The 12,730-nt window shown below is 63.7% G+C and carries 11 protein-coding genes; 8 read left to right on the top strand and 3 right to left on the bottom strand.

Annotated features, from left to right (window positions below; genetic code table 11):
• Positions 1–3: 3 nt before the first annotated feature.
• Positions 4–1,191 carry a 3-oxoadipyl-CoA thiolase gene (pcaF, locus tag ACW2Q0_RS04430; RefSeq protein WP_457186407.1) on the bottom strand — a complete coding sequence of 396 codons (1,188 nt, stop codon included), beginning with the start codon at positions 1,189–1,191 and terminating at the stop codon, positions 4–6.
• 72 nt (positions 1,192–1,263) lie between these two features.
• Between pcaF and ACW2Q0_RS04425 the strand changes: the two genes are divergently transcribed.
• The 8 genes from ACW2Q0_RS04425 (at position 1,264) to ACW2Q0_RS04390 (ending at position 10,246) form a co-directional block, all read left to right on the top strand.
• Positions 1,264–2,025, top strand: coding sequence for an SDR family NAD(P)-dependent oxidoreductase (locus ACW2Q0_RS04425; RefSeq protein ID WP_457186405.1), 762 nt, complete (start codon positions 1,264–1,266; stop codon positions 2,023–2,025).
• Entirely contained in the window at positions 2,022–2,441 is a 420-nt protein-coding gene (locus ACW2Q0_RS04420) for a RidA family protein (protein ID WP_457186403.1), read from the top strand. The genes ACW2Q0_RS04425 and ACW2Q0_RS04420 overlap by 4 nt, the downstream gene beginning before the upstream one ends.
• A gap of 127 nt (positions 2,442–2,568) precedes the next feature.
• Complete coding sequence (locus ACW2Q0_RS04415; RefSeq protein WP_457186401.1) at positions 2,569–4,197, top strand: AMP-binding protein; 1,629 nt, start codon at positions 2,569–2,571, stop codon at positions 4,195–4,197.
• The gene (locus ACW2Q0_RS04410; RefSeq protein WP_457186399.1) at positions 4,197–4,613 is read left to right on the top strand and encodes an acyl-CoA thioesterase; all 417 of its coding nucleotides are present in this window, start codon (positions 4,197–4,199) and stop codon (positions 4,611–4,613) included. Before ACW2Q0_RS04415 ends, ACW2Q0_RS04410 begins: the two co-directional genes overlap by 1 nt.
• A gap of 137 nt (positions 4,614–4,750) precedes the next feature.
• Entirely contained in the window at positions 4,751–7,117 is a 2,367-nt protein-coding gene (locus tag ACW2Q0_RS04405) for a bifunctional salicylyl-CoA 5-hydroxylase/oxidoreductase (protein WP_457186397.1), read from the top strand.
• The gene (locus ACW2Q0_RS04400) at positions 7,114–8,265 is read left to right on the top strand and encodes an acyl-CoA dehydrogenase family protein (protein ID WP_457186395.1); all 1,152 of its coding nucleotides are present in this window, start codon (positions 7,114–7,116) and stop codon (positions 8,263–8,265) included. Before ACW2Q0_RS04405 ends, ACW2Q0_RS04400 begins: the two co-directional genes overlap by 4 nt.
• Entirely contained in the window at positions 8,262–9,089 is an 828-nt protein-coding gene (locus ACW2Q0_RS04395) for an enoyl-CoA hydratase family protein (protein WP_457186393.1), read from the top strand. The genes ACW2Q0_RS04400 and ACW2Q0_RS04395 overlap by 4 nt, the downstream gene beginning before the upstream one ends.
• Positions 9,089–10,246, top strand: a complete 1,158-nt coding sequence (locus tag ACW2Q0_RS04390; protein ID WP_457186391.1) for an acyl-CoA dehydrogenase family protein — start codon at positions 9,089–9,091, stop codon at positions 10,244–10,246. Before ACW2Q0_RS04395 ends, ACW2Q0_RS04390 begins: the two co-directional genes overlap by 1 nt.
• Before the next feature lie 213 nt (positions 10,247–10,459).
• On the opposite strand, the gene ACW2Q0_RS04385 is transcribed toward ACW2Q0_RS04390, so the two are convergent.
• Both ACW2Q0_RS04385 and ACW2Q0_RS04380 read right to left on the bottom strand, forming a co-directional pair.
• Positions 10,460–11,611 (bottom strand): acyl-CoA dehydrogenase family protein, encoded by a 1,152-nt coding sequence (locus ACW2Q0_RS04385; protein WP_457186389.1) that lies wholly within the window; start codon positions 11,609–11,611, stop codon positions 10,460–10,462.
• The gene (locus ACW2Q0_RS04380; RefSeq protein WP_457186387.1) at positions 11,608–12,723 is read right to left on the bottom strand and encodes an acyl-CoA dehydrogenase family protein; all 1,116 of its coding nucleotides are present in this window, start codon (positions 12,721–12,723) and stop codon (positions 11,608–11,610) included. The genes ACW2Q0_RS04385 and ACW2Q0_RS04380 overlap by 4 nt, the downstream gene beginning before the upstream one ends.
• Between the last annotated feature and the right edge of the window lie 7 nt (positions 12,724–12,730).

The raw sequence follows: 12,730 nt of genomic DNA, 5'->3' as shown, positions 1-12,730 counted from the left end.
ACCTCACACAGCCTCGAGGAGCACCGAAATGCCCTGGCCTACACCGATACACATGGTCGCTACGGCTCGACGTAGCTGACGATCCGAGAGCTCCATTGCGGCGGTCAGCGCAAGCCTCGCACCGCTTGCCCCGAGCGGGTGTCCGAGCGCGATCGCACCGCCATTGGGATTGACATGCTCTGCGTCGTCGGGCAGCCCCAGAGCGCGTGTCACCGCCAGTGCCTGCGCCGCGAAAGCCTCGTTGAGTTCGATGATGTCGACCGCGCCGATATCCAGTTTCACACGGTCGAGAAGTTTGCGTGTCGCAGGCACCGGACCGGTACCCATCACACGCGGAGCAACACCAGCATGTGCGACCGAGACCACCCGCGCCAACGGCGTCAAACCATAAGCGGCGACAGCGCGTTCGGAAGCAATGAGCACGGCAACCGCACCATCGTTCACGCCTGACGAGTTTCCAGCGGTAATGCTTCCCCCCGGTGCGATCGCGCGCAACTTCGCGAGAGCCTCCATCGAAGTGTTGCGGGGGTGCTCGTCGGCGGCGACGATACCGCCATTAGCGACCTCGATCAGAGCGATCTCACGTGCGAGGCGCCCCGATGCGATTGCCCGCGCCGCACGCTGCTGGGACCGCAACGCAAAGGCGTCCTGATCATTGCGCGCGATCGCGTACGTGTCGGCGACGATCTGCGCAGTCTCGGGCATTGATTCGGTACCATATCGCTGCTCGATGCGCGGGTTGACGAACCGCCAGCCGATCGTCGTGTCGTATATCGAAGATGTACGTGCCCAAGCATTTTCGGATTTCGGAAGAACGAAAGGCGCGCGGGTCATACTCTCCACGCCACCAGCGATCACGATGTCGGCGTCACCGGAGCGGATGCTGGCCGCCGCGTGGGCAACAGCGTCGAGACCCGAGCCACACAGCCGGTTCAAGGTCACCCCAGGAACGTCGACGGACAGATCAGCGAGCAAGACCGCCATTCTGGCGACATTGCGGTTGTCCTCACCCGCCTGGTTGGCACAACCGAGGACCACGTCATCGAGAGCATTCCAGTCCACCGCGGGGTGGAGCCGGACCAGCTCGGCGATCACGTGAGCGGCCAAGTCGTCGGGTCTGACGGAGGCCAGTGCTCCGCCGTAGCGACCGAAAGGCGTGCGAACACCGTTCACCAGAAACGCTTCACTCATGGTCTCCCTGACTACGTCCGATCGTATATCGTAATCTTGACGATCGTAATCATTACATGGCAAGGTCTAGAAATGTCCAACTCGAATTCTGTGGCCCTCGTTACCGGCGCTGGTCGGGGCATCGGCCGCGCGGTGGCGATCAGGCTCAGCCGGGAGGGTTATCGCGTCGCGCTCACCTCGCGCAGCGAGAACGAGCTACGCGAAACGGCCGGATTGTGCGCAGGTCAGACCCTGGTAATCCCTGCGGACATCACGTCCACCGAGGCTATCGACCAACTCTTCACCACAGTCGAGAACACATGGGGTGAGGTGAGTGTCCTCGTAGCCAACGCAGGCGCGGGCACGTCCGCACCGCTGGCAAAGACCTCCGATGAGCAATGGGCGCACATGCTCGACCTGAACATGACCGCACCGTTCCGATGCATCCGCCGGGCCGTTCCGACGATGGTCGAGAACAAGCACGGACGCATAGTCGTGATCGCGTCGGTCGCGGCCAAGCAAGGCGAGCCATATATCAGTGCGTATACGGCCAGCAAACACGGCATTCTCGGCGTGGTCCGCTCCGCAGCAGCCGAGCTGGTAACCAAGGGCATCACAGTAAACGCCGTCTGCCCCGGTTACGTCAACACACCGATGACCGAGCAGACCGTCAACGCCATCATTGCGAAGACCGGCCTCGGCCCCGAAGAAGCGAGGGCCGCGCTAGAGGCCAAACAACCCAACAAACGTCTGGTCGAGACCGCCGAGGTGGCCGAGGTTGTGCTGCTGTGCATCACGAACTCGGCTATCAACGGACAAGGCCTGAACATCGACGGCGGAGGAGTCCAGTCATGACCGCGCAATCAGATCACTCACCCCTCGAATTCGTGAACCCGCCCGAACTGGGCGTACCGAAAGGCTTCTCGCACGCCGCGGTGGGCACAGGCAGGACGGTATTCCTCGCCGGCCAGACCGCACTCGACCCGGCAGGCGCCATAGTCGGCGAAACCATTGCCGAGCAGTTCGAACGGGCCCTGAGCAACTTGCTCACGGCGCTCGCCGCCGCGGGCGGCAAGCCGTCGAACCTGGCCAGCCTGACCATTTACATCGTCGACATGGACGCCTATCGGTCCAGCTCGCGCGCGATCGGCGCGATATGGAAGCGGCTCGTGGGCGACTGGTACCCGGCTATGGCCGGCATCGGAGTCTCCCGGCTCTGGGACGCCGAGGCACTGGTCGAGGTCCAAGGCTTCGCCGTCCTTCCCAGCTGATCATCCGCACTTTCGAACCGTAGTCTGCGACAACAAACCGGTTTGTATGTCGTACTATTGATCACCGTCACAACTAATGCATAAACTGCGGACACGCTAGTATCAGGGCCCAGTCAGGAGCGACACCATGCCGCCTTCACCCTCCGCTCACGTCGATACCTTCTGCGGAGACAATCTCCCGCCCGCAGAAGAGTGGCCTGAGCTGCTCTTCGATCTCCCCGAATTGAGTTATCCCGCGAGGCTCAATTGTGCGGTCGAGCTTCTGGACAAGGTCGCAGACCGATTGGGAGCCGACCGGCCCTGCCTACTCGCACCTGATTCCACACGGTGGTCTTACGGCGACCTACGCCGCATCTCGAATCAAATCGCCGCCGTTCTGACCGAAGATCACGGGATCGTGCCCGGCAACCGCGTCCTGCTCCGCGGTCCCAACAACCCGTGGCTGGTCGCATGCTGGTTCGGGGTGATCAAGGCTGGTGCTGTCGCGGTCACCACGATGCCCTTGCTCCGGAAAAACGAATTGGCCGCAATTGCCGAGATCGCGTCCGTCGACTTCGCGCTCTGCGATGTCCGCTTCACCGATGAGCTCATCTCCTCCGGCATTCCGGACCTGCGCGTGATCGAGTACGGCGGAGAAGGGGGTTTGACCGCGGCGATCGCAGACAAGCCTGAACAGTTCTCACCGATCGACACGGCGGCCGAGGACGTGGCTCTGATCGCCTGCACTTCCGGAACCACCGGCCGTCCCAAGGCCACGATGCATTTCCACCGCGATGTCCTGGCCATCGCTGACACCTTCTCGGCGCACGTACTGCGGCCTGAAGCCGACGATGTCTTCACGGGCACCCCACCTCTCGCCTTCACGTTCGGCCTCGGCGGCCTCGTGATCTTCCCGCTGCGAGTCGGCGCTTCTGCGTTGCTGCTGGAGAAGGCGACACCCGACGAGCTCGCTCAGTTGATTGCCGAGCACCAGGTATCGGTCTGTTTCACCGCGCCCACCGCTTACCGTGCCATGCTCGCCTCCGGCAAGGCCGAGTCGCTTTCCAAGCTCCGTCGCGCAGTCTCGGCGGGCGAGCACCTTCCCGCGGCCACCTGGCAGGCGGTTTACGAGCAGACCGGTATCAAACTCATCAACGGCATCGGGTCGACCGAGATGCTGCACGTCTTCATCAGCGCCGCCGACGACGATATTCGACCGGGCTCCACCGGTCGTGCCGTACCTGGCTTCATCGCCACGGTGCTCGACGAGAAGGGCGACCCGGTACCGCCCGGCACGCCAGGACGCCTGGCGGTCAAGGGACCAACCGGTTGCCGTTACTTGGCCGACCCCCGCCAACGCGTGTATGTCCAGGCCGGCTGGAATATCACCGGGGACACCTTCATTCAGGACGCCGAGGGCTACTTCTGGTACCAAGCCCGTAACGACGACATGATCATTTCCTCTGGCTACAACATCGCCGGCCCCGAAGTCGAGGAGGCGATGCTCGATCACCCCGACGTGCGAGAGTGTGGTGTCGTCGGACTACCCGATTCCGCGCGCGGCCAGATCGTCACCGCGTTCGTCGTTCTACGCGACGGCGTCGACGGGAACGATGAGGTGGTCTCGCAGCTCCAAGATCACGTCAAACAGCGGATCGCACCGTACAAGTACCCACGCCGCGTGGTATTCGTCGACGCCCTGCCGAAGACGGCATCCGGCAAGCTGCAGCGATTCCGGCTCCATGATCTGGTGCCACAGAGCGCCGGGGAACCCTGATGAGCGAAAGGCCTGGGCCGACGGTAACGATCGAGCGCATTGTCGAATGGCCCGACACCGATGCCGCCGGCCACTACCACCATTCGACCGTGATTCGATGGGTTGAAGCGGCTGAAGCGGCGTTGCACGAGCAGTTGGGGCTACCGAACGTGTTCGGTGTCATCCCCCGCGTCCGCTACGAGGTCGACTATCGGGCCCGGCTGTGGTTCCGCGACCGGGTCACGATCACCATCCAGATCGAGGCACTGGGGCGCACCTCGATTCGATACGCCTTCACCGTCCGGCGCGGCAATGAAATCGCGGCCAGCGGCGTGATGTCTGCCGTCTACATCGACCCCGTCGAGGGACGTCCGACTCCGTGGCCCGATAACATCCGCGCCCTTTGTGAGATCGCCGATTCGACAGGTCGTCCCTGATCCCGAGTTCAGCTCGAGGACCAGGTGTCAACGGGTCGCCTGCGGGCGCCCGACCGAGTCGATATGCATCAAAATTGACGGCCGTACGTTTTACGGCATATCATCGAATCGTTGACCGATTCAGCCAGGAGGCAAACGTGCGTATTGCAGTCATCGGCGGAGGCCCCGGTGGCCTGTACTTCTCGGCGCTGGCAAAACAGCTGGGGCCCGAACATGAGATCACCGTCTGGGAGCGCAATGCTGCGGACGACACGTTCGGGTTCGGAGTGGTCTTCTCCGATGAGACGCTAGGCGGGATCGAGCACGCCGACTCGGCTATTTACGACTCGATGCAGCGCGAGTTCGCTCGCTGGGACGACATCGACGTCCATTTCCGGGATCAGATGCTCACCAGTGGAGGCCATGGTTTCGCGGCCATGAGCCGCAAACGTCTACTGGAGATTCTCCAACAGCGTTGCGCCGATCTCGGGGTCGTCGTGCATTTCCAGACCATGGCCCCCGACGTCGAAACTCTGGCGGCCACACACGACCTTGTGGTTGCCTGCGACGGCCTCAACTCGATTGTCCGGACCAAGTTCTCCGAATCGTTCGGACCAAGCCTCGACCGCCGCGACTGCAAATACATGTGGCTGGGCACCGACAAGGTTTTCGAGGCATTCAAGTTCTACATCCGCGAGACCCCGCACGGCGTAATGCAGGTACACGGGTATCCGTTCGACGCACACGGCAGCACCTTCATCGTCGAGATGAACGAAGAGGTCTGGCGGGCAGCAGGTTTCGATGTCTTCGCGGACCAGGACTTCAAGCCGGGCGATTCCGACGAGAAGTCCATCGAGCGGATCAAAGAACTGTTCGCCGACGTTCTGGACGGCCACGAGGTGATGGCCAATAACTCGCGGTGGATCAACTTCACAACAGTGCGCAACCAGCACTGGTGCCACAACAATATCGTGCTGCTCGGCGACTCCGCCCACACCGCGCACTTCTCCATCGGTTCCGGCACCAAGCTGGCGATGGAAGATGCACTCGCGCTGGCCGCATGCCTGCAGGAGCACGACAGCGTCAGCGCGGCGCTCGAAGAGTACGAGACCGAGCGCAAGGCGGTCGTGCTCTCCACCCAGCGAGCGGCGCAGGCCAGCCTGGAGTGGTTCGAGAACCTGGGTCAGTACGTCGACCAGGACCCCATGCAGTTTGCTTTCAACATCATGACTCGCAGTCGACGGGTCACCTACGAGAACCTTCAGCTCCGTGATCCGGAGTTCGTCGAACAGGTCAACACCTGGTTTGCCGCACAGCACCCCGACCATCGACCGGATACACCTCCGATGTTCCAGCCGTTCCGGCTCGGACAGCTCGAACTCGCCAACCGAATCATCGTGTCCCCCATGGACATGTACCGTTCGACCAACGGCCTGCCGAATGATTTCCACCTCGTCCATCTCGGCGGAAAAGCGCTCGGCGGCGCCGGCCTGGTCATGACCGAAATGGTGTGTGTCAGCGAGATCGGCCGGATTACCCCCGGCTGCGCCGGCATCTGGACCGACGAGCAGAGCAAGGCATGGAGTCGGCTGACCGAATTCGCTCACCGGGAGACACCGGCAAAGGTAGGCATCCAACTCGGTCACTCCGGCCGCAAGGGGTCCACCAAGCTCATGTGGGACGGCATCGATCAGCCCCTGGACGAGGGCAATTGGGAGATTGTCGCGCCCTCTCCGCTCCCGTACAAGGCGGGAGTCAACCAGGTGCCCCGGGAACTGACCGAAGCCGACCTCGCCGAAATCAAACAGCAGTTCGTGGACGCGGCCCGGCGAGCCGATGAAGCAGGGTTCGACCTCATCGAATTGCATTGCGCGCACGGCTATTTGCTCTCCTCGTTCATCTCGCCCGTCACGAATCAGCGCTCCGACCAGTACGGTGGTGACCTGCAGGCCCGACTGCGTTATCCGCTCGAGGTGTTCCGCGCCATGCGCGCGGTCCTGCCGGACGACAAGCCGATGACGGTGCGTATCTCGGCCACGGACTGGGTAGAGGGCGGCATTACCGCTGACGACGCGGTCGCCATCGCCGCGGCATTCAAGGAAGCGGGCGCAGCCGCCATCGACGTATCGACCGGTCAGGTGACCCCCGACGAGAAGCCGGCATTCGGGCGCTCGTACCAGACTCCTTTCTCGGACAAGATCCGTAACGAACTCGGCATCCCCACTATCGCCGTTGGCGTCATCTCCTCCTTCGACGACGCCAACTCCATCTTGCTTGCCGGCCGAGCCGATCTCTGCGCTCTCGGCCGCGTCCACCTCTACGACCCGAGCTGGACGTTGCACGCAGCCGCCGAGCAGGAGTACGCCGGGCCCGGCGCCCAGTGGCCTGCCCCGTGGAAGGCGGGCCGGCGCAAACCGCAGACCGGCCGCACCGACGGCCCCAAGCCGAGACTCCAGCTCATTCGTGAGGGCCATACCGAAACCCGGCACGCACGGTGGGGCGTAAAGGAATTGGAGACTCGATGACAATCCTTACCACCGACGAACAGGCGTACGCGCAAGACGTTCGCCACCTGGCCGTGACCCATCTGCTTCCCCACGTCGAGAAGGGGATCGAGGGGCGGGTGAATCGCCCATTGCTCGCAGCCATGGGCGAGCACGGCCTGCTCCGCGGCCTCTTCGGCGGGTCACCTGAGGAAGCGCCGCGCGATGCTGCGGCGATGCAACTCTGTCTGCTCCGCGAAACCATCGCAGGCGTGTCGACCGAAGCCGAGACCACGCTGGCTCTCCAGGGCCTGGGAAGCTACCCGATCCTGCAGTCCGGCACGCGGCAGACCGTGGAGCGCTGGATTCCCGGCGTGGTCCGCGGCGAAACCGTAGCCGCGTTCGCGCTGACCGAGCCGGACGCAGGATCCGACGCCGCGGCCCTCGCTCTGCGCGCCGACCGCGACGGCGACGGTTGGCGACTGCACGGTGAGAAGGTCTGGATATCCAACGCACCAGAGGCCGACGTCTACACCGTCTTCGCCCGCACTACCGAAGGTGCCGGTGCACGCGGCGTCACCGCTTTCGCTGTGGCCGGCGATGCCGAGGGCCTGTCCGGTGAACACCTGGACCTCCTGTCGCCGCACCCCATCGGGCGTCTGCGCTTCGATGGCGTGCGAGTCGATCCGACCGATGTACTCGGCGAGGTCGATGCCGGTTTCAAGGTCGCAATGCGCACCCTGGACCTGTTCCGTCCCAGCGTCGGCGCCTTCGCCGTCGGGATGGCCCAGTCCGCGATCGACATCACCCTCGATCATGTCTCCACACGCCAGGCATATGGGGGCCCGCTTTCTGCGCAGCAGTCGGTGGCCCACAAACTGGCCGACCTGGCCACCCAGCTGCAGGCCGCGCGGCTGCTCGTCCACACCGCAGCGCGAACATACGACTCCGGGGCACCACGCAGCGAAATTACCCGATCTGCTGCAATGGCCAAGTTGTTCGCTACCGAGGCCGCCCAGACAATCGTCGATCAGTGTCTGCAGTTCCACGGTGCCCGCGCTTTGGAACGCGGCCACCCGCTGGAACACTTGTACCGCGACGTCCGCGCACCGCGCATCTACGAGGGCGCCTCTGAAGTCCAGCGCTCGATCATCGCCCGCGAGTTGTTCAAGGCAAGGAGCATCCTGTGACACGATTCAGAGCATCGGTTCCGCTCACGACGACCTGGGAGCATTTCGACTTCAAGGTCGATGGTTCCGTCGCCACGGTGACGCTCAACCGCCCGGACAAACTCAATCCGCTCACCTTCGAGTCCTACGCCGACCTCCGTGACCTGCTCGCCGAACTGCCGCATCACAACGGCGTCAAGGTGCTGGTGATTCAGGGAGAAGGCCGCGGATTCTGCGGTGGCGGAGACGTCAACGAGATCATCGGCGAACTGATCAAGATGCAGGCCGGTGAACTCATGCAGTTCACCAAGATGACCGGCGACGTCATTCGCGCAATGCGTGAGTGCCCGATTCCGATCATTGTGAAGGTTCAGGGCATTGCAGCCGGTGCCGGCGCGGTTATCGCTCTCGCCGCTGATTTCCGCATTGTCGGACGATCGGGCCGCTTCGCATTCCTCTTCACGAAGGTAGGCCTGTCCGGCGGCGACATGGGTGCCGCGTACCTGCTCCCCCGGGTAGTCGGTCTCAGTCGCGCCACGTCCCTGTTGATGCTCGGCAACACGATCGACGCCGAGACCGCGGACCGCTACGGCCTGGCCTCGCAGCTGGTCGACGATGAGCAACTCGACGACGCGGTCGCGACCCTGGCCGATCGGCTCGCGAACGGGCCGACCCTGGCGCTGGCGCAAACCAAGTCGCTGCTGACGCGCGAGCTGGATATGTCGCTGTCGTCGTCGATGGAGCTCGACGCGATGACCCAGGCCCTACTGATGACCACCGATGACCATGCCGAATTCCACACAGCATTCAACGCCGGGCGCCCGCCCGCATGGAAGGGAAAGTGATGACGTCCAGCGATTTCCTCGATATCGACAGCCTACTGTCCGAAGATGAACGCGCCATCTGTGAGACTGTGCGCGGATACGTCCGTTCGGAATTGGCGCCGCATGTAGCCGAATGGTATGAGCGCGGCACTATCCCCCTCGAGATCGCGCCCGGACTCGGCAAGCTCGGTCTGCTCGGCATGCACCTCGAGGGATATGGCTGCGCCGGGACTACAGCCACCGCTTACGGCGTCGCATGCCGCGAACTCGAGGCTGTGGACTCCGGCCTACGCAGCTTGGTTTCGGTGCAGGGCTCACTGGCCATGTTCGCGATCCACCGCTGGGGAACCGAAGAGCACCGCCAGGAGTGGCTACCCCGGATGGCCGCCGGTGAGGCGATCGGCTGCTTCGGATTGACCGAGCCGGAGGCCGGTAGCGACCCCGCGTCGATGCGCACCTCAGCCAAGCGTGATGGCGACGACTGGATCCTCAACGGCTCGAAAATGTGGATCACCAACGGCACCATCGCCGAAGTCGCCGTCATCTGGGCCCAGACCGACGAAGGTATCCGCGGATTCGTGGTACCGACGAACACGCCAGGCTTCGAAGCTTACGAGATCAAGCGCAAGCTGTCGCTGCGTGCGTCCGTGACGGCCGAGCTCTCCCTGGAGAACGTCCGCCTGCCCGCGACAGCGGCTTTCCCGGAAGTTCGCGGACTGAAGGGCCCACTCTCCTGCCTCAACGAAGCCCGATACGGCATCCTTTGGGGTGCGGTCGGCGCGGCCCGCGCCTGCTTCGAAGAGGCTCTGGAGTACACCCTGACGCGCACCCAGTTCGGTAAGCCGCTGGCCGCCTTCCAGCTCACCCAGCGCAAGCTCGCCGATATGTCCATCGCGCTGACCAGTGCGGGACTCACCGCCGCACAGCTCGGCCGGCTGAAGGACGCCCACCGCATCACGCCGGAGCAGGTCAGCCACGGCAAACTCGCCAATGTTCGTACCGCACTCGAGATCGCGCGCACCGCGCGCGGGATGTTGGGCGCGGCCGGTATCACTCTCGATCACACGGTGATGCGGCACATGAACAATCTCGAGACTGTGGCGACCTACGAGGGCACCGAAGAGATGCATGCGCTGAGCATCGGACGCGCGCTGACCGGAATCCCCGCGTTCCGGTGATCTGACGATCCGAACCGAACTCATCGCGGAAGCGGCGGCCCTTCTTGATTCCGGTTGGGTCGCCGCTTCCGTTCAGCGTTGGCGTCGATCGAGATGATCGCTCTGCTGCCAGCCCACCGCTGATCGCGGTCGGCTTCCTCATCTGCATTGAGGACCACGTCGAATAGTTGACGGACCCCCGAGTTGCGGCTTCCCCGAAACAGGAAGAACCCGTCAGCCGGGTTCCTTCGGCAAGCCCAGGATTCGCTCGCCGAGTGCGTTCAGTTGAATCTCCTCGGTGCCCCCGCCTAGGCCGTATGCGGGACTCTGCAGGAGGGCATCGGCGATGCGGCTGCTCGTCTTGTCTGTCTCGGCCCAAGCAGAGGATCCTGCGATCTCATAGGCGAACTCCGCGGCATCCCGCAGTGCCAGCCCTTCCGAGACTTTCGCCGCGGACCCCAGCACGATCGAGGCCGTGCCCGCAGCAACCTCCTGGTTGATTCGCATATTCAGCAGTTGTGCCGCGCGCATGCGGACGCGCAATTCGACGAGTCTGTCGCGCACCACAGGGTCGCCAGCCTGGCCGGAGTTCCGGACCACCGCCTTCAGCTCGTTCCAGCCGATCATGAACGGATCCCGCAGATTCATACCGACCGAGGTTCGTTCATGGCCCATCATCCAGGTCATGACTCGCCAGCCGTCGGCACGTTCTGCGAGTATTGCGCCAGCAGGGAGCCGCACGTGGTTCAGGGTGACCTCGTTGAACTCGGCCCGGCCGGTCATCTGGGTAAGCGGGCGGACCTCGACCCCGGGCGTCGTCATGTCGACGATGAACATGCTCAGGCCACGATGCTTGGGAACCTCGGTTTCGGTTCGCGCAAGCAAAAGCCCGTAGTCCGCGTAGTGTGCCCCCGTCGTCCATACCTTCCGGCCGGTAACGATCCAATCACCATCCGCTGTCCGGACGGCGGAGGTCCGCAGTGCCGCCAAGTCGGAACCCGCTTCGGGCTCCGACCACAGTTGACACCACACGATATCGCCACGGAGGGTGGCACGACCGTACTCGGTGCGCTGCGCATGGCTTCCGAAATGGAGCACGGCCGGTCCGCACACGCTGAGGCCGAGCGTCAGTTCGGCAACCGGCGGCACGAACATGTCCATTTCGATCGCATACAGCGCTTGTTGTTGTGCGGACAGGTCTAGCCCACCGTAGTCGCGCGGCCAGGTGGGCCCCGCCAGGCCGGCCTCATAGAGTGCGCGCTGGAACTGCCTCGCCTCGGCGATCGAGGCAGCAGCGCCACCCCCATCCAGCCAGTCACTTCGCTGCGGGGCGTGCTCGGTGAGAAATGCGTTGAGCCGTGCCAGCATAGGTACCGCGGCGCTCATCCCAAGACCTCCTCGGCGATGAGACGTCGGCGTTCGAGCGGTGCCCCGAAAAGTACTGCGTCAGCACGTGCGCGACGGAAGTACAAGTGAGCCACATGCTCCCATGTAAACCCAAGAGCCCCAAGTATTTTGATGAGATCACCGGTCAGCCGACCGGCGACATCGACCGCAGAGCACGTCGCCTCCCGCACCGGCAGCGCATTGTCGACCCCGGGTCGGCCGAAACACCATGCCGCGTACCGGACCAAGGACCGGGCTTCTTCGAGAGCAATGAGCATGCGGGCGCACCTGTGCTTTACCGCTTGGAAGGACCCGACAGCCCGACCGAACTGGATCCGTGTCTTCGCATGTTCCACTGCCAACTCGAGAGCGCGGACGCTCACTCCCACAAGCTCCGATGCCAGCATCAGATCCCGCAAATTCACAGAGCGGTCGTCCCGATCGACGCGACCGACAACCCGAGCAAACGCGTCGGTCATAGTTATCGAGGCGTGTCCACGGCTCGGATCGAGACCTTCGAGCACGACAGTCCGGACCGGCGGTTGCTGCAACTCGACCGCCAGCAAGGTTTGCTCACCATCGAGATCCAGTGACAGCAACAGCTCATCGGCGGCGTCGGCGTCAAGCACCGATTCGAGCTGGCCGGAAATCCTGAGATGGCCGTCATGCGCGCCGCGAGCGCGCAGGGGCGCCCGCGCTTGCGCGAAGGTGATCACTGCCCCTTCGCGCGCTCGCGATATCAGGTCGTCTGCTACCGCTGAGGACGGCACCGACGCGAGGCACGGCAACGCGATACCGAGAACCGTGAGTAGCGGAACCGGGCAGAGGAATCGTCCGAATTCCTCTGCGACCAGTGTGAGTTCGACTGCGGTGGCTCCGAGGCCGCCCATCTCCGTCGCCATCCCGAGATCAACCAGGTCGACGTCGGCGCACAGCTGTCGCCACAGTTCGGCGCGTTGCTCGCCGGTCAGTGGTGGTTGGTCCAGCAGGACCCGCAGATCCCAGCGCTTGCTCAGGCAGCGCCGAACGGAATCTACCAGGGCACGTTGCTCGGGCGAAGCAACCAGTGCCGGCAACGCCGAAAGGCTCGCGCCCGGTCCGAGAAAACTCACGACTACA

It is taken from the genome of Nocardia citri (genome assembly GCF_054065835.1).
This window is presented reverse-complemented; position numbering and strand designations above follow the sequence as displayed.

Coding starts and splice junctions, on each gene's coding strand:
- pcaF (WP_457186407.1), bottom strand. CDS start 1,191: ATGAGTGAAGCGTTTCTGGTGAACGGTGTTCGCACGCCTTTCGGTCGC.
- ACW2Q0_RS04410 (WP_457186399.1), top strand. CDS start 4,197: ATGAGCGAAAGGCCTGGGCCGACGGTAACGATCGAGCGCATTGTCGAA.
- ACW2Q0_RS04425 (WP_457186405.1), top strand. CDS start 1,264: ATGTCCAACTCGAATTCTGTGGCCCTCGTTACCGGCGCTGGTCGGGGC.
- ACW2Q0_RS04390 (WP_457186391.1), top strand. CDS start 9,089: ATGACGTCCAGCGATTTCCTCGATATCGACAGCCTACTGTCCGAAGAT.
- ACW2Q0_RS04385 (WP_457186389.1), bottom strand. CDS start 11,611: ATGAGCGCCGCGGTACCTATGCTGGCACGGCTCAACGCATTTCTCACC.
- ACW2Q0_RS04420 (WP_457186403.1), top strand. CDS start 2,022: ATGACCGCGCAATCAGATCACTCACCCCTCGAATTCGTGAACCCGCCC.
- ACW2Q0_RS04415 (WP_457186401.1), top strand. CDS start 2,569: ATGCCGCCTTCACCCTCCGCTCACGTCGATACCTTCTGCGGAGACAAT.
- ACW2Q0_RS04400 (WP_457186395.1), top strand. CDS start 7,114: ATGACAATCCTTACCACCGACGAACAGGCGTACGCGCAAGACGTTCGC.